Source organism: Streptomyces lavendulae subsp. lavendulae (assembly GCF_002803845.1).
Taxonomy (GTDB): Bacteria; Actinomycetota; Actinomycetes; order Streptomycetales; family Streptomycetaceae; genus Streptomyces; species Streptomyces lavendulae.
The window spans coordinates 3925347-3946398 of record NZ_CP024985.1; the positions used below are offsets into that span (position 1 = coordinate 3925347).

18 protein-coding genes are annotated in these 21052 nt (G+C 73.9%); 5 read left to right on the plus strand and 13 right to left on the minus strand.

Annotated features, from left to right (window positions below; all coding sequences use genetic code 11):
• Positions 1–873: an AraC family transcriptional regulator gene (locus SLAV_RS16985; RefSeq protein WP_030241396.1), complete on the minus strand. Its 873-nt coding sequence runs from the start codon at positions 871–873 to the stop codon at positions 1–3.
• Positions 874–1130: 257 nt separating this feature from the next.
• Between SLAV_RS16985 and SLAV_RS16990 the strand changes: the two genes are divergently transcribed.
• Positions 1131–1502, plus strand: a complete 372-nt coding sequence (locus tag SLAV_RS16990) for a hypothetical protein (protein ID WP_030241394.1) — start codon at positions 1131–1133, stop codon at positions 1500–1502.
• Between the two features lie 96 nt (positions 1503–1598).
• On the opposite strand, the gene SLAV_RS16995 is transcribed toward SLAV_RS16990, so the two are convergent.
• Together SLAV_RS16995 and SLAV_RS17000 are read right to left on the minus strand one after the other, a co-directional pair.
• A complete protein-coding gene (locus SLAV_RS16995; protein WP_030241391.1) occupies positions 1599–2471 on the minus strand; it encodes an alpha/beta fold hydrolase in 873 nt (290 codons plus the stop codon).
• 276 nt (positions 2472–2747) lie between these two features.
• Complete coding sequence (locus SLAV_RS17000; protein WP_030241389.1) at positions 2748–3440, minus strand: iron-dependent transcriptional repressor DtxR; 693 nt, start codon at positions 3438–3440, stop codon at positions 2748–2750.
• Between the two features lie 267 nt (positions 3441–3707).
• Here SLAV_RS17000 and SLAV_RS17005 point away from each other — a divergent pair, with 267 nt between their 5' ends.
• Both SLAV_RS17005 and SLAV_RS17010 read left to right on the plus strand, forming a co-directional pair.
• On the plus strand, positions 3708–4463 hold the full coding sequence (locus tag SLAV_RS17005) for an SIS domain-containing protein (protein ID WP_030241386.1): 756 nt from the start codon (positions 3708–3710) through the stop codon (positions 4461–4463).
• 123 nt (positions 4464–4586) lie between these two features.
• Positions 4587–5840 (plus strand): serine hydrolase domain-containing protein, encoded by a 1254-nt coding sequence (locus SLAV_RS17010; protein WP_100660902.1) that lies wholly within the window; start codon positions 4587–4589, stop codon positions 5838–5840.
• A 7-nt stretch (positions 5841–5847) separates the two neighbouring features.
• On the opposite strand, the gene SLAV_RS17015 is transcribed toward SLAV_RS17010, so the two are convergent.
• From SLAV_RS17015 to pdxH, 3 genes are all read right to left on the minus strand, one after another.
• Positions 5848–7173, minus strand: coding sequence for a PAS domain-containing protein (locus SLAV_RS17015; protein WP_030241382.1), 1326 nt, complete (start codon positions 7171–7173; stop codon positions 5848–5850).
• A 112-nt stretch (positions 7174–7285) separates the two neighbouring features.
• On the minus strand, positions 7286–7891 hold the full coding sequence (locus SLAV_RS17020) for a PH domain-containing protein (RefSeq protein WP_030241379.1): 606 nt from the start codon (positions 7889–7891) through the stop codon (positions 7286–7288).
• 389 nt (positions 7892–8280) lie between these two features.
• On the minus strand, positions 8281–8943 hold the full coding sequence (pdxH, locus tag SLAV_RS17025; protein ID WP_030241377.1) for a pyridoxamine 5'-phosphate oxidase: 663 nt from the start codon (positions 8941–8943) through the stop codon (positions 8281–8283).
• A 200-nt stretch (positions 8944–9143) separates the two neighbouring features.
• On the opposite strand from pdxH, the gene SLAV_RS17030 reads away from it, so the two are divergent.
• On the plus strand, positions 9144–10250 hold the full coding sequence (locus SLAV_RS17030; RefSeq protein WP_030241373.1) for a citrate synthase 2: 1107 nt from the start codon (positions 9144–9146) through the stop codon (positions 10248–10250).
• A 54-nt stretch (positions 10251–10304) separates the two neighbouring features.
• On the opposite strand, the gene SLAV_RS17035 is transcribed toward SLAV_RS17030, so the two are convergent.
• From SLAV_RS17035 to SLAV_RS17065, 7 genes are all read right to left on the minus strand, one after another.
• Positions 10305–10928 carry a TetR/AcrR family transcriptional regulator gene (locus tag SLAV_RS17035; protein WP_030241370.1) on the minus strand — a complete coding sequence of 208 codons (624 nt, stop codon included), beginning with the start codon at positions 10926–10928 and terminating at the stop codon, positions 10305–10307.
• Complete coding sequence (locus tag SLAV_RS17040) at positions 10916–11656, minus strand: enoyl-CoA hydratase family protein (RefSeq protein ID WP_030241369.1); 741 nt, start codon at positions 11654–11656, stop codon at positions 10916–10918. Before SLAV_RS17040 ends, SLAV_RS17035 begins: the two co-directional genes overlap by 13 nt.
• Before the next feature lie 204 nt (positions 11657–11860).
• Entirely contained in the window at positions 11861–13021 is a 1161-nt protein-coding gene (locus tag SLAV_RS17045; RefSeq protein WP_030241366.1) for an acyl-CoA dehydrogenase family protein, read from the minus strand.
• Positions 13018–14919: an acetyl/propionyl/methylcrotonyl-CoA carboxylase subunit alpha gene (locus SLAV_RS17050; protein ID WP_030241364.1), complete on the minus strand. Its 1902-nt coding sequence runs from the start codon at positions 14917–14919 to the stop codon at positions 13018–13020. The genes SLAV_RS17045 and SLAV_RS17050 overlap by 4 nt, the downstream gene beginning before the upstream one ends.
• 8 nt (positions 14920–14927) lie before the next feature.
• A complete protein-coding gene (locus SLAV_RS17055; RefSeq protein WP_030241362.1) occupies positions 14928–16526 on the minus strand; it encodes an acyl-CoA carboxylase subunit beta in 1599 nt (532 codons plus the stop codon).
• Positions 16523–18232, minus strand: a complete 1710-nt coding sequence (locus tag SLAV_RS17060; RefSeq protein ID WP_244225286.1) for an acyclic terpene utilization AtuA family protein — start codon at positions 18230–18232, stop codon at positions 16523–16525. The genes SLAV_RS17055 and SLAV_RS17060 overlap by 4 nt, the downstream gene beginning before the upstream one ends.
• Positions 18233–18300: 68 nt before the next feature.
• Positions 18301–19101, minus strand: coding sequence for a TIGR03084 family metal-binding protein (locus SLAV_RS17065; RefSeq protein ID WP_030239325.1), 801 nt, complete (start codon positions 19099–19101; stop codon positions 18301–18303).
• Positions 19102–19414: 313 nt separating this feature from the next.
• Between SLAV_RS17065 and SLAV_RS17070 the strand changes: the two genes are divergently transcribed.
• Entirely contained in the window at positions 19415–21037 is a 1623-nt protein-coding gene (locus SLAV_RS17070; protein WP_030239322.1) for a CocE/NonD family hydrolase, read from the plus strand.
• The last annotated feature ends 15 nt before the right edge of the window (positions 21038–21052 follow it).

Genomic DNA, 21052 nt, shown 5'->3' on the forward strand with positions numbered 1-21052 from the left:
TCAGACCGCGGTACGGGCCACCGGGATCCACAGCTGGGCGTCGGACCACGCCGGGTCGTCCTGCGAGGGACGGGTGCGCAGGATCTCCGGCCCGGGGCGGTACTCGTACGGGTTGGACGGGATCCACCGGGCGGCCACGTCCCCCCACATCTGCTGCAACGCCTCGGGGAACGGACCGGAGTTGTCGAACACGGCCCAGGTGCCGGCCGGGCAGTCCAGTACGTCGAGGTCCTCGGGCGGCTCGGCGGCGGTGCTCACCACCGCGTGGTAGTAGTCGAGTTCGCTTCCCTCCTCGAATCCGTCCGACAGGCGTACGGTTGCCGACACCACCCCCTCCGGGTCCTGGTCCGAGAGGGCGGCGATCCGCAGCATCGTCTCCGGCGGGATGCCCCGGATGTGCTCGGCGATGTGCGGGTTGACGCCCTGGTAGATCAACGGGACGCGGGCCTTCTTGCCCACGACCCGGAACGCTTCCTTCTCCACGATGCGGTACCACATGGTGCTGTTCCCTTCGACGGTGAGGCGGAAGGACAGCCGGGGCTGCGCGTTCAGAGCCGCGCCGGTGCGCCTGGCCTCGCCGGGACCGACCCCGTGCAGGGCGCGGAACGCCCGGGCGAAGGCCTCCCCCGAGGTGTAGCCGTAGCGGACCGCGATCTCCAGCAAGGTCGGTTTCCCGGCCAGCACGTCGGCCGCCGCGACGGTGAGCCGCCGGCGCCGGACGTACTCCGACAGCGGCATCCCCGCGAGCGAGGAGAACAGCCGCCGGAAGTGGTACTCCGACGTGACCGTGATCCGCGCCAGCTCGGACACCTCGACGTGCCCGTCGAGGTGACCCTCGATGTGCTCCATGGCCTGGTTCAGCCGATCCAGCAACCCCGGCCTCCTTCCCTATCGATCACCGACGTTAGGAGGGGCCAAGCCTGCCGCACCCGACATCCCGTGCCCGCTCCGGTCGGGTGCGCAAGGGCCGCCCGGTTTGCACTGCGCGCAGGATGTGTTGACGATGCACGCAGATCCGGGGCCCGCGGGCAGCCGCCCCTGCCCCGATTCCCTTGTGGCGTACGGGAGTTGACGGAGGGGGCGCGGGCGGGGCGGGCCGGCGGACCTTCAAGATCATCTAGCGTCGGGGTATGACCTCATCCAAGAAGTTCCTCATGGGCCTGGCCGCCGCCGGCCTGGCCGCCTCCTCCGTCATCGGTGGCGCGGGTGCCGCCTTCGCCGGGTCGAACGGCCAGCAGATCGTCTTCCACGACGTACAGGCGCCCAACGCCCCGCACGCCTACTCGATCAAGATCACCGGCACGAACCAGAACGGCCAGCCGGTCAGCCGCTGCTTCTTCACCGAAGGTGAGGAGTGGTACAACGTCAACGGCTACTGGTGGGTCGGCCAGGTCTCCTACCAGACCTACTACAACGCCAAGTGCACCGGCGCCACGATCGTCTCGCGCACCGCGTGGATCCCCAAGGAGCGCACCGGCGACTGGGTCGCCATCGCCGGCTGATCCGCCGCCGGGCCGCCGCCCCCGCCGCCGGCTTCCCCGACTTCCCCGGCTCCCCCCGGACCGCTCGCCGGGGGAAGCCGTGGAGTGTGACGGGGCTCAGGGGGCGGCGGCCGTGACGGAGTCCAGGAAGGGTTCCAGGGCGGCCCGCCAGGCGGCCGGCTGGTCGTAGTGGAGGTAGTGGCCGGCGTCGGGGATCTCGGCGTACCGGCCGGCCGGCAGGACGCGGACCATCTCCTGCGCCTCCGCGCGGCCCAGCTCGCCGTCGAGACCGCGGACGACCAGGGTGGGGCAGCGGACCTGGGCCAGCTCCTCCCAGTGGGCGTCGTGGACCCAGGTCGCGCGGGCCGTCAGCATCTGGTGGCGGGAGAAGAGCGGGCGCCAGCCGTCCGGGGCGCGGTGCATGACCTCGGCGAAGAAGGCGCCGCGGCCGGGGTCGGGGCGCTCCACCCGGGGATCGTCCTCGCCGAACCAGCGGCGGGCGGCGTCCTGGGTGGGGAAGGGCAGCGGCCAGCGCCGGAACCATTCCTCCCACTCCTGCTGCGAGGCCTCGCCGAGCGCGGAGGCCCTCATGTCGCAGATGACCACGGCCTGGACGAGCTCGGGGCGGCGGGCCGCGAGCTGCCAGGCGGTGAGGGCGCCCATGGAATGGCCGATCAGGACCACGGGGGCGAGGCCGAGCCGCTCGATGACGGCCTCGGCGTCGGCCACGAAGGCCTCGCGGCCCAGGGCTCCGCGGAGGTCGGCGTCTGCGGGCGGCCACTCGCTCTGGCCGTGCCCGCGCTGGTCCAGGGCCACGACCCGGCGGTCCTCGCCGAGCCAGCGCGCCGTGCCGGCCCAGTGCAGGGCACGGCCCATCAGGCCATGGAGTAACAGGACCGGCGGATGCCGTGGCTCCGCGGGCGGTTCACGGAACTCCCAGGCGGCAAGGCGGACGCCGTCGGCCCCCGTCACATCGATGCGCTGTACCACCGCAGATGCACCCCCTTCGCTCCCGGCCAGACTATCGAACCCGCATTCGAAACCGGGCTTCTCGTCGACAACACCGCTCTTTCGAGTGACCTTGCTCAAGGATTGGCCGCCGCTGCCGATGGAGATCCTTTCCACAGGGAGGCGGGCCGCTCGGGGAAGACGGTCCGAAGGGGATGACCTTGAGAGCTCGGGGCTCCAGGTCAGCCGGGGGAGGAAGGGTCCCGGCGCCGTGAGGCGCCGGGACCCTTCGCACGACCCCGCCCCGTACGGCGGACGTCAGCGCTTGGCGACGAAGACGTGCGAGGCGATCTCGGCGTCCAGCTCGGCGGCCTCGCCGCCGCTGCCGACCAGCACCCCGCCCGGGGACTCCGTCACGCTCACCACCGAACCGGGCTGCACGCCCGCCCGGCGCAGCGTGTACATCAGCTGGGCGTCGGTCTGGATCGGCTCCCCGATCCGGCGGACGACGACCGTCTTGCCCTCGCTGCCCGGAGCCAGCTCCGACAGGCTGACCATGCCGTCCTCCAGGAACGGATCGGCCTCGGCCTTCTCCCCCAGTTCCTCCAGCCCCGGGATCGGGTTCCCGTACGGCGACTCGGTCGGGTGGCGCAGCAGTTCGAGCACGCGCCGCTCCACCGCCTCGCTCATCACGTGCTCCCAGCGGCAGGCCTCGGCGTGCACCTGCTCCCATTCCAGCCCGATGACGTCGACGAGCAGGCACTCGGCGAGGCGGTGCTTGCGCATCACCCGCGTCGCGAGCTTGCGGCCCTCGTCCGTCAGCTCAAGGTGCCGGTCGCTGGCGACCGCCACCAGGCCGTCACGCTCCATGCGCGCCACCGTCTGGCTCACCGTCGGGCCGCTCTGGTCCAGCCGCTCGGCGATCCGGGCGCGCATGGGGACCACACCTTCCTCTTCCAGCTCCAGGATGGTGCGGAGATACATCTCCGTGGTGTCGATCAGTCCGGACATTCGTGCCCCTCGGATTGCGTGCGCTGGCCCTGTCCCCAATTCTGACGCATCGGGCCGACAACCGTCCCGCGCCGAGCGTCAAGGCATGTACGGGACATCTCCCGGGAAGCCCTCCGATACTCCCCGGGAACGGCACGCGCACGTGTACCAGGCCTTCGGTCCGCGGATTGACGTCCGTATTGACACGCCCTTGGTCCAGACCGCACGGTGAGCGGCGGACACCGACGACGCACCCACCGCACCCCACCCTGGAAGGGCCTTCGGCGTATGAGCGAGAGCAAGCTGGCCGGGCAGTTCTTCGACGCCGCCATCGGCCTGCTGGAGCGGGTCCGGGACGAGGAGGGGGCCCGGATCGCCGAGGCCGGGACGGTGATCGCGGAGGCCGTCGCGGGCGGGAAGCGGCTGTTCGCCTTCGGCGCCGGACACTCCTCGCTGCCGGCCCAGGACGTGGTCTACCGGGCGGGGGGCCTCGCCCTGATGAACTTCCTGGCCGTCCCCGGCACGGCCGGCGTCGACGTCATGCCCGCCACCCTGGGCAGCGCGCTGGAGCGGGTCGACGGCCTGGCCGGGGCGGTCCTGGACAGCAGCCCCGCCTCCGAGGGCGACGTCCTCGTGATCATCTCCCTCTCGGGCCGCAACGCGCTGCCGGTCGAGATGGCCATGAACGCGCGGGCCATCGGCCTCAAGGTCATCGGGGTGACCTCGGTGGCCTACGCGACGGGGACCAAGTCCCGGCACGTGTCGGGCACGTACCTCAAGGACCACTGCGACATCGTCCTCGACAGCAAGATCGCGGTCGGTGACGCCGAGCTGACGGCCGACGGCATCGACGCCCCCTTCGCCCCCGCCTCCACGGTGGTGACCAGCGCGATCATGCAGGCGGTCATGGCGGCGGCGGCCGGCGAGATCGCCGCGCGCGGCCTGGAGCCGCCGCTGCTGCGCTCGGGCAACGTGGACGGCGGCCACGAATGGAACGGCCGCGTCATGCAGGAGTACGGCGACCGGATCTTCTTCCGCCACTGAGGGGCGCGGCGCGGCGCGCAACGGGCGCACGGGGTGCCTGCGCGCCGCGGGTCGCCCGGGGCGGCGGGGCTTCCTACGATGGAGTGATCGCCGCTCGGGGCCCCGGGGACCGGAGGTACCCCCATGCGCACGCCCCGCCCCACCCCCCGCGCACCCCGCGCCCGCACCCGCCGGGCGAGTGCGCCCGCCGCCTGCGCCGCCGCCCTCCTGCTGGCCCTCGCCGGCACCGCGGCCGCCCCGGCCGCCCCCGCCGCCGCCCCGGCCCCGGCGGCCCTCCTGACGACCGCCGCCCCCGCCCGCGACGCCTTCGACCCCGCGACCGTCCAACGGCTCGACGCCGCGATCGCCGCCGTCCTGAAGAAGACCGGCGCCCCGGGCGTCACCGTGGGCCTGTGGATCCCCGGCCGCGGCGCGTACGCCAAGGCCTTCGGGGTCTCCGACACCAGGACCCGCGCCCCGATGAAGACCGACATGTACACGCGGATCGGCAGCGTCACCAAGACCTTCGCCGTCACCGCCGTCCTCCAGCTCGTCGACCGGGGCCGGGTGCGCCTGGACGACCCGGTCTCGAAGTACGTCGACGGGGTCCCCGGCGGCGGGAACATCACCGTGCGCCAGCTCGCGGGCATGCGCAGCGGGCTCTACAACTACACCGACGACCCGAAGTTCCTCGACGCGCTGCGCGCCGACCCCCACCGCTCCTTCACCCCGCGGGAGGTCCTCGGCTACGCCTTCGCCCACCCGCCGGACTTCGCCCCGGACGCGAAGTGGCAGTACAGCAACACCAACACGGTCCTCCTCGGCCTGCTGGTGGAGAAGGTCTCCGGGCAGCCGCTGGCCGGCTACCTCCGGGAGCACGTGCTCGACCCGCTGAAGCTGTCCGCCACCGCCCTGCCGTCCGGCAGCGAGTTCCCCGAACCGCACTCCCGGGGCTACACGGACTTCAGCCCGGACGGGGCCGTCACCGACGCCACCGACTGGAACCCCTCCTGGGGCTGGGCCGCCGGGGCGATGACCTCCGACCTGGAGGACCTGCGGGCCTGGGTGCCCGCGCTGGTCGGCGGAAAGCTGCTGAGCCCGGCGACGCAGGCGCAGCGGCTGCGCCTGCGGCCGACGGGCGTCTCCGACGTCTCGTACGGGCTGGGGATCGCGGAGTTCGACGGCTGGGTCGGGCACAACGGCGAACTGCCCGGCTACGAGACGATCGCCGTCGGGCTCCCCGGGAACAAGGGCACGCTCGTGGTCCTGGTCAACTCCGACATCGACCGGGGCGGCTCGCTCAGCGGCCAGTTCGCGCGCGCCGTGACGAAGATCGTCACCCCGGCCCACGTATGGGGTCCGCCCACCCCCGCCCCGAGCGGCCGGAGCACCCCCTAGCGGCCCCTCAGCCGGTGCCCGGGCGCGCCGCCAGGTCGAGGTCGGCCGCGACGCGGGCCGCCACCTCCTCCGCGTACAGGGCGTCCGTGCGGTCGAAGGCGGGGCGGGAGGGGCCCCGCAGGAAGGTCAGGGTGCCCAGGGTCCGGCCGCGGCTGCGCAGGACCGTGCACAGCGCGTGCGCCGCCCCGGCCGGCCACCGCCGGGTCCGGGCCCAGTTCCCGTCCGGGCCGGTGCCGGTGGCGGGGGCGCTGGCCCGGACCGGGCCGATCCGGTCCAGGGCCTGGAACGCCGGGTGCGCCGCCTCGTAGCGGACCGGGACCGCGCCCGGTCCGGGCAGCAGCAGGGCCAGCCCGGACGGCGACGCGCCCGACCGGACGAGCCTGCGCTGCGGCCCGTCCGCCTCCAGTACGTCGACCAGCGCGTGTTCCGCGAAGCCCGCCAGGGCGAAGTCCAGCCGGACGGAGGCCGCCTCCGCCGGGTCCTCGCACTCGGCGGCGGCCCGCCCCGCCCGGTGCAGCTGGTGGGCGCGGAAGCGCAGCTGCCCGGTGTCCAGCTCGGCCTGCCGGGCCTCGGTGACGTCCTGGAACAGCCAGCCGACCCCCAGCGGCACCGGCTCCTCCGCGAGCGGCGAGGCCAGCCGCAGGAACCCGCAGCGCCAGCAGCGCCGCCGGATGCCCTCGGGGGTCTTCACCGACACCCACAGCTCCAGCGGGGCCGGCGGCGCCCCCTCGGCCAGCACGTGCTGGAGCGCGCCCTCCAGCTCCTCGACGCCCTGCGCCAGCAGGTCCCCGAGCGGGCGGCCGAGCAGCGCGGTGCGCCCGGATCCGAAGGCGCGGGCGGCGTGCGCGTTGACCACCGCCGGGCGCAGGTCGACGTCGACGAGGACGACGCCCCAGGAGGCGTCCTCCAGCAGCGCCTCGCTGAGGGCGATGGACCGTTCCAGGTCGATCTGGGCGTGCACCTCGCTGAAGGCGCAGTAGACGCCCGCCGGTTTCCCGTCGGCGCCCGGCACCCCGGCGGACTGGGTCCGTACGAGGATCCGTCCGCCGTCCTTGGTCAGCAGGGCGAACTCGTGGACCTGGCGGCCGGGCACGTGCTGGGCGGACATCAGCCGCTCCTGCACGTCGTCCGCGTCGGCGGCGCGCACCGCCCAGCCGGCGAAGCCCTTGCGGCCGACCGCCTCGATCGCGGTCCAGCCGAGGATCCGCTCGGCCTCGCGGTTCCAGTGGGTGATCACGCCGTCGGAGTCGAACGCGCACAAGGCGGCGTCCATCCCGTCGAGCAGCGCTGCGAGCAGATCGTCGGCGGTATCGGAACGTCCGGAAGCACTCACCTGGCACCCCCTGCAGGTGTTCGCGTGTGCGGCACGTCAGATCATTGAACTGGAACGTGACCCACACCACACCCACTTCCCGGAATCATCCAGGAATGTCCGTTCTGCCCGGTCAGCTGCCGGCGATGACGACGACCAGCACGATGACGAGGGCCACGAAGAAGATCCCGCACCCCCAGAGCATCCCGGCCATCATCCGGCCCTCGCGGACCGCCTGCCGCTCCATGCGGGCCAGCGCCTGCGGATCCCGCTCCCAGTCCGGGCCGCGCAGCTCCTCCCAGGCGGCCCGGATCAGGCCGATCTCGCGCGCGACGTCGACGTGGTTGTCGTCCACGTACATGAGCTGGACGCGGCGGCCCGTGGAGTCGTAGGCGTACGAGATCACGCGCGGCTGGTTCTTGTTCATCGCGGCATTCGGATTGGGCACGGCCCGGATCTCCTGGATCTCCTCCCAGGCCAGGCGACGGCTCCCGGTGAAGCGGCGGACCCGCACGCCCTTGAGGTCGGCGGAGGTCGCGCAGCGCTTGGAGGCCCACAGCAGCCAGCCGAAGAGGACCAGGACCACCGCGATGAGCACCAGTTTCACCCCGGCGGCCACGTCGTCCAGGTTGAGCACGGACAGGACGACGCCCGGCGTACCGATGCCGACCGCGACGTACGCGGCGGACATCTGCCGGGATCCGATCCGGTAGTCGCGCGGCAGCAGCTCGGCGCTCATGCACACCCCTCCCCCGATGGCGGAGGGCCAGTGTAGGGAGTAACCGCTCTGCGAAGAAGGGGAGTTGAGGGGGTCGATCGGAGCCCGATAAATAGGGTTGAGGACCTCCGGCAGGAGGCCTAGGCTCTGCCGTACACGAGAAGGGAGGTGGTTCCCGAAATGTACGGAAACCGGACGCGTGAGGTGGCTGCGGGCTAAGGGCCCGTCGTCGCACGCACCCAGTGCGGTGCCCGGCGGGATCGCCGAGCGCCAATCCCAAGCAGTCACCCGACCCGCGGGCTCGCCGGTACGTCCGGCCGGCTCCTCTCACTGCAGGAGAGGAACCCGAGCCCGCGGGTCGTCTGCATGTCCCGCCCCGGCGCCGCGGTACCGCCCGGGCGGGCCCGCCGTCAGGGGCAGAGACGGTCCACGCGCCACTTCCCGTCCTCCAGGGCGTAGCGCAGCCGGTCGTGCAGCCGGTTCTCGTGCCCCTGCCAGAACTCCACCATGTCGGGCTCCACGCGCAGCCCGCCCCACTCCGTCGGCACCGGGACCTGCTCGCCCTCCGGGTAGCGGGCCTCCAGCTCCGCGTACCGGCGGTCCAGCTCCGCCCGCGAGCCGATCACCCGGGACTGCTCGCTCGCCCAGGCGCCCAGCTGGGAGCCGTGGGGGCGGGAGCGGAAGTAGGCGGCCGTCTCGTCGCGGCCGACCCGGGAGGCCGTGCCGGTGACGACGACCTGGCGGGCGATCGGATGCCAGGGGAAGAGCAGCGAGACGTACGGGTTCGCCTCGATCTCGCGGCCCTTGCGGGAGCCGTAGTTCGTGAAGAACACGAAGCCCCGCTCGTCGAACTGCTTCAGCAGCACCGTGCGGGAGCTGGGGCGGCCCTCGGGGGTGGCCGTCGAGACGACCATCGCGTTGGGCTCGAAGACGTGCGCGTCCGCGGCCTGCTGGAACCAGCGGGCGAACTGCGCCATGGGGGTGTCGGCGAGGCTCCCCTCCTCGACGATCTCGGAGCGGTACTGCTTGCGCATGACGGCGGGGTCAAGGTCCTGATCGGTCACGCGGGCCATCCTGCCGCAGGACGGCACCCGGGGGTGTGCCGTATGTCACGCTTCCGAACCCCCGGTGGAACGGACAAAATCTTGGGGCCGGTCCGAGGGTCCCCGCACGGATGACCATCGGCCGTGCCGGGCATCAACGGGGATGACCGCGCCGGACCGCGAATCACGCCGGGAACCGCGCGTGTTCGCACTATCTGAGGAGCCGCCTGATGTCCGATTTCGTACCCGGACTCGAAGGGGTCGTCGCGTTCGAGACGGAGATCGCCGAGCCCGACAAGGAAGGCGGATCGCTCCGCTACCGGGGGGTGGACATCGAAGACCTGGTCGGCCACGTCTCCTTCGGGAACGTGTGGGGCCTGCTGGTCGACGGAGCGTTCAACCCCGGCCTGCCGGCCGCCGAGCCCTTCCCCATCCCGGTGCACTCGGGCGACATCCGCGTCGACGTGCAGTCCGCCCTGGCCATGCTCGCGCCGGTCTGGGGCCTGAAACCGCTGCTGGACATCGACGAGCGGACCGCGCGCGACGACCTGGCGCGGGCCGCCGTCATGGCGCTGTCCTACGTCGCCCAGTCCGCCCGCGGCCAGGGCCTGCCGATGGTGCCGCAGCGCGAGATCGACAAGGCCGAGTCCGTCGTCGAGCGGTTCATGATCCGCTGGCGGGGCGAGCCCGACCCCAAGCACGTCAAGGCCGTCGACGCCTACTGGACCTCGGCCGCCGAGCACGGCATGAACGCCTCCACCTTCACCGCCCGGGTGATCGCCTCGACCGGTGCCGACGTCGCCGCGGCGCTGTCCGGCGCCGTGGGCGCGATGTCCGGGCCGCTGCACGGCGGGGCGCCCTCGCGCGTCCTCGGCATGATCGAGGAGATCGAGCGCACCGGCGACGCCGTGGCCTACGTGAAGAAGGCCCTGGACAAGGGCGAGCGGCTGATGGGCTTCGGGCACCGCGTCTACCGCGCCGAGGACCCCCGCGCCCGCGTGCTGCGGCGCACCGCCAAGGAGCTGGACGCCCCGCGCTACGAGGTCGCCGCCGCCCTGGAGAAGGCCGCCCTGGAGGAGCTGCACGCCCGCCGCCCCGACCGGGTGCTGGCGACCAACGTGGAGTTCTGGGCCGCGATCATGCTGGACTTCGCGGAGGTCCCGGCGCACATGTTCACCTCCATGTTCAGCTGCGCCCGTACCGCCGGCTGGTCGGCGCACATCCTGGAGCAGAAGCGCACCGGGCGGCTGGTGCGGCCGTCGGCCCGCTACGTGGGGCCGGGGCGCCGCAACCCCGCCGACATCGAGGGCTACGCGGACATCGCCGAGACCGCCTGATCCGGGCGTACGCGGAGGGCGCCGTACCCGGTCCGGGTGCGGCGCCCCCGTGCGTCACGTGAGCGCGTCCTCGATGATCCGGGACCACTGGGCCACCACCCGGGCCCGGCGGGCCGTGTCGTCGGTGAGGACGTTGGCCAGGCCCAGGCCCCGGGCCATGTCCAGGAGGCCCTGCACGGTCTCCCGTACGCCGGGGACCGACTCGTCCGCCCCCAGCAGCTCCACCGCGATCCGGTGCGTCTCACGGCCCACGCGGGCCTCCAGCTCGGTGACCCGGGGGCGCAGCTGCTCCTCGTTGGAGGCCGCGACCCACAGCTGGAGCGCGGCCCGGAAGAGCGCGCCCGTGTACAGGTCGACCAGGGCCTCGACGACCGCCGGACGCGGGGCCGGGGCCGAGTGGAAGAGTTCGCGCAGGGCGGTGGAGCGCTCCTCGGAGACGTACTCCACGGCCGCCGTGAAGAGGACCTCGCGGGTCGGGAAGTGGTGCTGGGCGGCGCCGCGCGAGACGCCGGCGCGTTCGGCGACCACGCCGACCGTGGAGCCCGCCCAGCCGTGCTCCGCGAGGCAGGAGACGGCCGCCTCCAGGAGGTGGCGGCGGGTGACCCGGCTGCGGGCCTGCTTGGGTTCCTGGCGGGCGCGCGGGATGCCGCCCTGCGGGGTGTCGGTCATCGTGCCCATGACGGGTCCCTGCGCTCGAAGCGGGCGGTGATGCCCTCGCGGGCCTCCGCGGAGGCGAAGAGGCGCGCGGAGAGTTCCGTCAGGCGTGCGCCGTCCCGGTCCAGGGTCTCCCGCAGCCCGGCGGTGACCAGGGCCTTGGTCTCGGCCAGGGCCTGCGGGGAGGCCTTGCGCAGGCCGTCCAGGACGGGGCGCAGCGCCGCGTCGACGTCGTCGGGGGCGTGCAGCGTGAGCAGGCCGATGCGGGTCGCCTCGGCGGCGTCGAAGGGCTCCGCGGTCAGGAAGTAGCGGGACGCGGCGCGCGGGTCGAGCCGCGGCAGCAGGGACATCGAGATCACGGCGGGGGCCAGGCCGAGGTGGGTCTCGGTGAAGGCGTACGAGGATCCCGGGCCGGCGGCGGCGATGTCGCAGGCGCCGAGCAGGCCGAGGCCGCCGGCCCGGACGTGTCCGGTGACGCGGGCGACGACGGGCTTGGGCAGCTCGGCGAGTTCGCGGAGCAGGGCGAGGAAGTCGGCCGGATCGCAGGGGGACTTGAGGTCGGCGCCCGCGCAGAAGGTGCTGCCGGTGTGGGTCAGGACGACCGCGCGGGTCCCGGGGTCGGCCGCGGCGGCGGCGAGGGCCGCACGGAGGCCTGCGACGAGGTCCGTGGAGAGGGCGTTGCGGTTGGCCGGGGAGTCGAGGGTGAGCGTGGTGATGCCGGTCGCCCGGGCGGCGTGCACTGGTGGGGCCATGTCTCCTCCGGAGGGGGTCTGCGGGCGCCCTGGCCGGGCGGGTCGGGGGCTGGGGACGGGGCCGGGGCGGGGTGTCGTCCGGGACTGCATGATGTAGGGCGCCCCTCCGTATCCGAGTGTGCGGGCGGCACCTCGCGCCAACAAATCACGTTCTACGTCCCGGACGACACCCCGCCCCGTCCCCGGCCCCGGCAGGGGCACGGCTCAGTAGGACTTGGGGAGGCCCAGGGACTGGTGGGAGACGAAGTTGAGGATCATTTCGCGGCTGACCGGGGCGATGCGGGCGACGCGGGACGCGGTGATGAGGGAGGCCAGGCCGTACTCGCGGGTGAGGCCGTTGCCGCCCAGGGTGTGGACGGACTGGTCCACCGCCTTGACGCAGGCTTCGGCGGCGGCGTACTTGGCCATGTTGGCGGCCTCGCCCGCGCCCATGTCGTCGCCCGCGTCGTAGAGCTGGGCCGCCTTCTGCATCATCAGGCGGGCCAGTTCCAGGTCGATGTGGGCGGCCGCCAGGGGGTGGGCGATGGCCTGGTGGGCGCCGATGGGCTGCTTCCAGACCTGGCGGGTGCGGGCGTAGTCCACCGCCTTGGCGAGGGCGTAGCGGCCCATCCCGATGGCGAAGGCGGCCGTCATGATGCGCTCGGGGTTCAGGCCCGCGAAGAGTTGCAGGAGGCCCGCGTCCTCGTCGCCGACCAGGGCGTCCGCCGGCAGGCGGACTTCGTCCAGGGTGAGTTCGAACTGCTTTTCCGCGGCCTGGAGTTCCATGTCGATCACCGAGCGGCCGAAGCCGGGGGCGTCGCGGGGGACGATGAAGAGGCAGGGCTTGAGGCTGCCGGTCTTCGCGTCCTCGGTGCGGCCCACGATCAGGGTGGCGTCGGCGATGTCCACGCCGGATATGAAGACCTTGCGGCCGGTGAGGACCCACTCGTCGCCGTCGCGGCGGGCCGTGGTGGTGATGCGGTGGGAGTTGGAGCCGGCGTCGGGTTCGGTGATGCCGAAGGCCATGGTGCGGGTGCCGTCGGCGAGGCCGGGGAGCCAGGTCCGCTTCTGGGCGTCGGTGCCGAAGCGGGCGATGACCGTGCCGCAGATGGCGGGCGAGACGACCATCATCAGGAGGGGGCAGCCGGCGGCCCCGAGTTCTTCGAGGACGAGGGAGAGTTCGGTGATGCCGCCGCCCCCGCCGCCGTACTCCTCGGGGATGCTGACGCCGAGGTAGCCGAGCCGGGCGGCGTCCGCCCACAGCTCGTCGGGGTGGCCGCCCTCCCGGGCGGTGCGGGCCAGGTACTCGCGGCCGTACTTCTGGCCGAGGGCGGCCACCGCCGCGCGCAGGGCCTGGTGTTCCTTGGATTCGAGGGTGGAGCTCATCGTGGCGTTTCCTCCTGGACTACGGCGAGCAGGGCGCCGAACTCGACCTGTTGGCCGGTGGCGGCGTGGAGCGCGGTGAGCGTGCCGGAGGCCGGAGCGAGGATGCGGTGCTCCATCTTCATGGCCTCCAGCCAGAGCAGAGGCTGCCCGGCGGTGACGGCGGTGCCGGGGGCGAGTCCCTCGGCGACGCGGACGACGGTGCCGGGCATGGGGGCGAGCAGGGAGCCCGGTTCGGTGCGGTCCTGAGGATCGGGGAACCGGGGGACGGGGACGAGGGCGTGGGCGCCGAGGACGGAGTCGACGTAGAGCGTGTTCGATTCGCGTTTCACGTGGAACACGCGCCTGACGCCGTCGACTTCGAGGGTGACGAGGGTGGGCGTGGCGGCCAGGACGCGGACGCCGGGACGGTTCACGGGGTGGTACTGGACCTCGTGCTCGGTGCCCGCCGCGGTGTAGCGGCGGGTGTGGGGCCGGGAGCGGAGGTTGCGCCAGCCGCCCAGCCGGGAGGCCAGCGGGGCGTCGGCCTCCGGGGCGGCTTCGGCGAGGGCGGCGGCCAGGGCGGCCAGGGCGGGATCGGGGGTCTCCTCGGTGAGGGCGGCGAGGTGGCGGTCGTAGAAGCCGGTGTCGACGCTGCCGGAGGCGAAGTCCGGGTGGCGCAGGGAGCCCACGAGGAGTTCGCGGTTGGTGGTCAGGCCGTGGATGCGGGCGCCCGCGAGGGCGTGGGCGAGGATCCGGACCGCCTCGGCGCGGGTCGGCGCGTGCGCGACGACCTTGGCCAGCATCGGGTCGTAGTGGACGCCGACCTGGTCGCCCGCGCTGAAGCCGGTGTCGACGCGGACCCCGGCGGGGAAGTCCAGGGTGTGCAGGACCCCGGTCTGCGGGCGCCAGTCCCTCGCCGGGTCCTCGGCGTAGAGGCGGGCCTCCACGGCGTGGCCGGAGGGCTCCGGGGGCGTGACGGGCAGGGCCGTCCCCTCGGCGACGCGGAGCTGGAGGGCGACGAGGTCGAGCCCGAAGACGGCTTCGGTGACCGGGTGTTCGACCTGGAGGCGGGTGTTCATCTCCAGGAAGTACGGGCGGCCGTCCTCGGTGACGAGGAACTCGACGGTGCCGGCGCCCCGGTAGGAGACGGCGCGGGCGGCGGCGACGGCCGCGGTGTGCAGGGCGTCGCGCAGGGCGGCGGGCAGGCCGGGGGCGGGGGCCTCCTCGATGACCTTCTGGTGGCGGCGCTGGAGGGAGCAGTCGCGGGTGCCGAGCGCCCAGACGGTGCCGTGGGCGTCGGCGAGGACCTGCACCTCGACGTGGCGGCCGCGTTCCACGTAGGGCTCCGCGAAGACCTCCCCGTCCCCGAAGGCCGAGAGGGCCTCGGCGGACGCGGCGTCGAGGGACTCCTTGAGGGAGTCCAGGTCGCGTACGACGCGCATGCCGCGGCCCCCGCCGCCCGCCGCGGCCTTGAGGAGCAGGGGGAGGTCCGCGGGGGTGGCGCCGGCCGGGTCGACGGGGTCGAGGAGGGGGACTCCGGCGGCGCGCATCAGCTCCTTGGCCCGGGTCTTGGAGGCCATGGCCTCGATGGCCTCCGGCGGCGGGCCGACCCAGGTCAGACCGGCCGCGCGGACCTGCCGGGCGAAGTCGGCGTTCTCTGAGAGGAAGCCGTAGCCGGGATGGACGGCGTCGGCGCCCGCGGCGAGGGCGGCCCCGATGATCAGGTCGCCGCGCAGGTAGGTGTCGGCGGGGGCGGCGCCGGGCAGCCGGACGGCCGCGTCGGCCTCGCGGACGTGCAGGGCGTCCGCGTCGGGGTCGGAGTGGACGGCGACGGTGGCCAGGCCCAGGGCGCGCGCCGTGCGGAAGATCCGGACGGCGATCTCGCCCCGGTTGGCGACGAGGAGGGAGGTGATGGTCATCTGCGGGCTCACATCCGGAAGACGCCGAAGCCGCCACGGGCGCCCTCGACGGGGGCGTTGTGGACGGCCGAGAGGCACAGGCCGAGGACGGTGCGGGTGTCGCGCGGGTCGATGACCCCGTCGTCGTACAGCCGCCCCGAGAGGAAGAGGGGGAGGGACTCGGATTCGATCTGCGCCTCGACGAAGGCGCGCATCCCCGCGTCCTGTTCCTCGTCGTACGGGAGCCCCTTGGCGGCGGCGGACTGCCGGGACACGATCGAGAGCACGCCGGCGAGCTGGGCGGGGCCCATGACGGCGGACTTGGCGCTGGGCCAGGCGAAGAGGAAGCGGGGCTCGTAGGCGCGCCCGCACATGCCGTAGTGGCCGGCGCCGTAGCTGGCGCCGATGAGGACGGACAGGTGCGGGACGCGGGAGTTGGAGACCGCGTTGATCATCATCGAGCCGTGTTTGACGATGCCGCCCTGCTCGTACTCCTTGCCGACCATGTAGCCGGTGGTGTTGTGGAGGAAGAGCAGCGGGATGTCGCGCTGGTTGGCGAGCTGGATGAACTGGGCGGCCTTCTGCGACTCGGCGCTGAACAGCACCCCCTGGGCGTTGGCGAGGATGCCGACCGGGTAGCCGTGCAGGGTGGCCCAGCCGGTGACCAGGCTGGTGCCGTACAGGGGCTTGAACTCGTCGAAGTCGGAGGCGTCGACGATGCGCGCGATGACCTCGCGGGGGTCGAAGGGGGTCTTCAGGTCCGGCGGGACGATGCCGAGCAGCTCCTCCGGGTCGTGGAGGGGTTCGGCGGCCCGCGGCGGATCGGCGTACGGCTTGCGGTGGTTGAGGCGGGCCACGATGCGGCGGGCCTGGCGGATGGCGTCGTACTCGTCGAGGGCGTAGTGGTCGGCGAGGCCGGAGACGCGGGCGTGCATGTCGGCGCCGCCGAGGGACTCGTCGTCGCTCTCCTCGCCGGTGGCCATCTTGACGAGGGGCGGGCCACCGAGGAAGACCTTGGAACGGTCCTTGATCATGACGGTGTGGTCGGACATCCCGGGGATGTAGGCGCCGCCCGCGGTGGAGTTGCCGAAGACGACGGCGACGGTCGGGACGCCCTCGGCGGAGAGCCGGGTCAGGTCGCGGAAGACCGCCCCGCCCGGGATGAAGATCTCCTTCTGGGAGGGCAGGTCGGCGCCGCCGGACTCCACGAGGCTGATGCAGGGCAGGCGGTTCTGGCGGGCGATCTCGTTGGCGCGCAGGGCCTTCTTGAGGGTCCACGGGTTGCTGGCGCCGCCGCGCACGGTCGGGTCGTTGGCGGTGATCAGGCACTCGACGCCCTCGACGGTGCCGATGCCGGTGACCATCGAGGCGCCGACCGGGTAGTCGCTGCCCCAGCCGGCGAGCGGGGACAGCTCCAGGAAGGGGGTGTCGGGGTCGAGGAGCAGCTCGACGCGCTCGCGGGCCAGGAGCTTGCCGCGGTCGCGGTGGCGGGCGGTGTACTTCTCGCCGCCGCCGGCCAGGGCCTTGGCGTGTTCCGCGTCGAGCGCGGCGAGCCGTTCCAGGGCCTCGGTACGGGCCTCGGTGTGCTCGGGGGAGCGGGGGTCGACGGTGGTGCCGAGACGGGTCATGGGCGGGTCCCCTCCGGGGCGGGCGGCGGCAGGAGGTGCGTCGGGATGTCGAGGTGGCGGGCACGCAGCCATTCCCCGAGGGCCTTGGCCTGGGGGTCGAAGCGGTGTCCGGAGGCGACCCCGGCGCCGAGGAGGCCGGGGACGGTGAAGTTGAGGGCGCGGAGGTTCGGGAGCTCGTGGCGGGTGACGGGGAGGGGGGCGGTCTCGGGGAGCAGGTCCCTCAGGAGGTCGGTGGTGAGGGTGTCCCGCAGCCACTGCCAGGCGGCTTCGTCGGCGACCCAGACACCGATGTTGGCGTCGCCGCCCTTGTCGCCGCTGCGGGCTCCGGCGACGGTGCCGAGGGGGGCTCGGGTGGTGGGGGCGCCGCCGGGGCGGGCGCGGGGGGTGGGCCCTGCGGGGCTCTCCCCCACCCCGCCCCTTCCCGTAACCGGGGGCTGCGCCCCCGGCCCCCCGTCCCGGGGCTCCGCCCCGGACCCCCGCGCCTCGAACGCCGGCGAGGCCGAATCCACCGCCACCCGCGTGCCGTCCGGGAGGGTCGCCGTGTGGGGGACGCGGGTGGCTTCGATCGTTGCCGAGGTGAAGACCCCGTACGGCTGGGCCGGGCCCGGTGGGGCCGTGACGTGGAAGCCGGGGTAGCTGCCGAGGGCCAGTTCGACCGCCGACGAGGTCAGGGCGCGCCCGACCCGGTCGGGGGACGGGTCGCGGACCACCAGACGCAGCAGGGCGCTCGCGGTCTCCTCGGTGGCGGCGTCCTCGTGGTCGGTCCGGGCCAGGGTCCAGTCGGCGGACTCCACCCCGGCGAGCGGGCCCGCCAGCTGTTCTCTCACCAGGGCGGCCTTGGCCTCGATGTCGAGGCCGGTCAGGACGAAGACGACCTCGTTGCGCCAGCCGCCGATGCGGGTGACGCCCACCTTGAGGGTCGGCGGCGGGGGCTCGCCGAGGACTCCGCTGATCCGGACCCGGTCCGGGCCGTCGGGCTCCAGGCGGACGGTGTCCAGGCGGGCGGTGACGTCGGGGCCGAGGTAGCGGGGGCCCTGGGTCTCGTAGAGGAGCTGGGCGGTGACGGTTCCGGTGGTGACGGCCCCGCCGGTGCCCGGGTGTTTGGTGATGACCGCCGAGCCGTCCTCGGCGACCTCCGCGAGCGGGAAGCCGGGGCGGCGCACGTCGTGGGCGGTGAAGAAGGAGTAGTTGCCGCCCGTGGCCTGGGTGCCGCACTCCAGGACGTGCCCGGCGACCACCGCCCCGGCCAGCCGGTCGTACGCGTCCGGCGCCCAGTCGAACCACCAGGCGGCGGGCCCGCTGACCAGCGCCGCGTCGGTGACCCGGCCCGTGACCACCACGTCCGCGCCCGCCCGCAGGCAGGCGGTGATCCCGGCGCCGCCGAGGTAGGCGTTGGCGGTGAGGGCGCCCTCCTCGTAGGGCATGAGGTCGTCGCCCTCGACGTGGGCCACGGAGACGGGGACGCCCGCCTTGGCGGCCAGTTCCCGTACGGCGTCGGCGAGGGCGGCCGGGTGGAGTCCGCCGGCGTTCGTGACGATCCGTACGCCCTTCTCGTGCGCGAGGCCCAGGCAGTCCTCCAGTTGCCGCAGGAAGGTCTTGGCGTAGCCGAGGCCGGGGTCCTTGAGGCGGTCGCGGCCGAGGATCAACATGGTGAGCTCTGCCAGGTAGTCCCCGGTCAGGACGTCCAGCGGGCCGCCGGTCAGCATCTCGCGCAGGGCGCCGAGGCGGTCCCCGTAGAAGCCGGAGGCGTTGCCGATGCGCAGCGGGCGGCGGTTCACCGGGCGTCCCGCGGGGCGCGGCCGGAGCCCGCGGGGCCGGCGAAGGCCTGGGCGATGTCGAGCCAGCGGTCGGCGTCGGGTCCGGTGGCGGTGAGGGCGAGGTCGGCGCGGTGGGCGCGCTGGGTGACCAGCAGGCAGAAGTCCAGGGCGGGGCCGGTGACCCGCTGCGGGGCGTCGGCGGGTCCGTACTCCCACACCTCGTGGCCGTCCGGGGCGGTGAGTTCCACCCGTACCTCCGCTTCGGGCACGGGCAGTCCGCGCACGGCGTAGGCGTAGGCGCGGGCCCGTACGCCGATCCGCGCGACGTGCCGCAGCCGGGGGCCGGGGGTGCGGCGGACACCGAGGGCGTCGGCGACGTCCTGGCCGTGCGCCCAGGTCTCCATCAGGCGGGCGCTGGCCATGGAGGCGGCCTTCATCGGGGGCCCGTACCAGGGGAAGCGGGCGTCGGGCGAGGCGGCGGCGAGGGCCGCGTCGAGCGCGCGGCGGCCCTCCCGCCAGCGGGCGAGCAGGTCGGCGGGGTCCAGCCGGGCCCCTTCCTCGGCGCCCTCGTCGACGAAGGAGTCGGGGGCCTTCAGGGCCTCTTCGACCCTGAGGGCGAATCCGTCGGGGTCGGTGAGGGCGAGCAGCGCGGCCTGGTCGGTCCAGTGCAGGTGGGCGATCTGGTGGGCGATGGTCCAGCCGCTCGCGGGGGTGGGAGCGGCCCAGTCGGCGGCGGGCAACTCCCCCACGAGGGCGTCGAGTTCCCCGCTCTCCTCCCGTAGATCGGTGAAGACGGCGACGGCGGACGGATCGGGCACGGTGTGCTCCCCTCTCGGCGTGAGGGGAAGCCTGGCAGCCTCCACTTAAACAATCAAGCATGCTTGCATGATTTTTGCAGCGCCCATCCGGTTCCCGCCACCCCATCTAACCTCGTTCGGGTGAGCGCGAGTTGACGCATTGACCGCGCCACCCGCCCGCTCCCCCGGACGCCCCCGCACCGGGCCGGGGAGGCTTTCGGCCGTCCGCCGGGAAGCCGCCGGACAGCGCCGTGCGGCCCACCGATACTGAACGCTCCGCCGCGCCCTCCCCCACAGCCGCATCCGAACACGTCCACGCCCATCGACGAAGAGGATGAACGCCGTGAACCCAGCGTCCTTGCCGCTCCATCCCGAACTCGACGTGACGGCCCTCGGCGCCTTCGCGGCCGCCCTGGAGAGCGGTGATCCCGCCGGACTGGCGCCCGCCCGCGCCGCCGAGGTGGAGGCCGTCCGGGCCGTCACCGTCTTCAGCCGGGGCAAGGTGGCCGGCGCGGGCGGGGACCTGCTCGACGCCGCGCTCTGGCGGCACACCGGCTCCGGGCCGCGACCGGTGGTGGTGGTGCCCGCCTCGTGGACGGACCAGGGCTGGGTCACGTACGCCGTCCAGGCGAGCCTCTTCGCCGCGCGCGGCTACGACGTCCTCGCCTACAGCGCCCGCGGGTTCGCCGCCTCGGGGGGCCAGGTGGACGCCGCCGGGCCGCTCGACGTCGCCGACGCCGGACACGCCCTGGACCACCTGCTGGAGCGCACCGCCGGGCCCGTCACCCGGATCGGCTTCCTGGGCCACTCCTACGGCTCGGGCATCGCCCAGCTCGCCGCCGCGCACGACAGCCGGGTGGACGCGGTCGCCGCGCTCGGCGCCTGGGGCGACCTCGGCGAGGTCCTCTACGAGAACTCCACCGCCCGCGCCTCCGCCGTCCAGGCCCTCTACGCGGCGGCGGCCCGCGCCCGGCTGGGCCGGCGGACCGAGCGGGTGCTGGAGAACGTCCTGGCCGGCCGGGAGCGGGAGGAGAACCTGCGGTGGGCGGAGCAGCGCTCGCCCACCACCCACCTCAAGGAGCTCAACCGCCGCCGGGTGCCGGTCTTCCTCTCCCTCGCCTGGCACGAGACCCTCTTCCCGGTCAACCAGACGCTGAAGCTGTTCGGCGAACTCACCGGCCCCAAGCGGCTCGACGCCTCCGTCGGCGACCACGCGGGCCGCGAGACGACCGGCCTGCTCGGCCTGCCGAACCGGATCTGGACCGACGCCCACCGCTGGTTCGACCACCACCTGCGGGACGTCGACAACGGCATCGCCGACGAGGGGCAGGTGCTCGGGGAGGTGATGTGGACCCGCGCCCTGGAACGCCACCCCACCTGGCCCTCCCTCACTCATCGCGTCCGCCGCCTGCACCTGACCGGCGGCGGGGAGCTGGCCGACGCGCCCGAACCGGGCTGGTCGGCCGGGGTGGTGTGCGGGGTGGAGACGGCGGTGCGGGTCGCCGAGGAGGTCGTGCGCTCCGGTTCCGCGGAGCTGGCCGGCCGCCCGGCGGTCCACCGGGCCGAGGCCATCGACCGTACGGTGGCCGCCGTCTGGACCGCCCCGGCGGCGGCGGAGACCGTCCGGCTGCGCGGCACCCCCCGGCTGCGGGTGACCTACCGCGCCGCGAACCCCGGGTCCACGTTCGTGGCGTACCTCATGGACCTGGCGCCCGACGGCTCGGCGCACCTGGTCACGCACGCCCCGTTCAGCGACCTCCACTCGGCCCCGGACAGCCTGATCGGCGCGGACATCGCCCTCCAGGCCACGGCCTACGACGTCCCGCCCGGCCACCGCGTGATGCTGGTGCTGGCCGCCCGCGACCCCTTCTACGGCGACGCCAACCTCCCCCGCGCCACCCTCTCCTTCACCTCCCCCGAGCCCACCCCCTCGTTCCTGGAGCTGCCCCTGTCCTGACCCCCGTACAGGTCG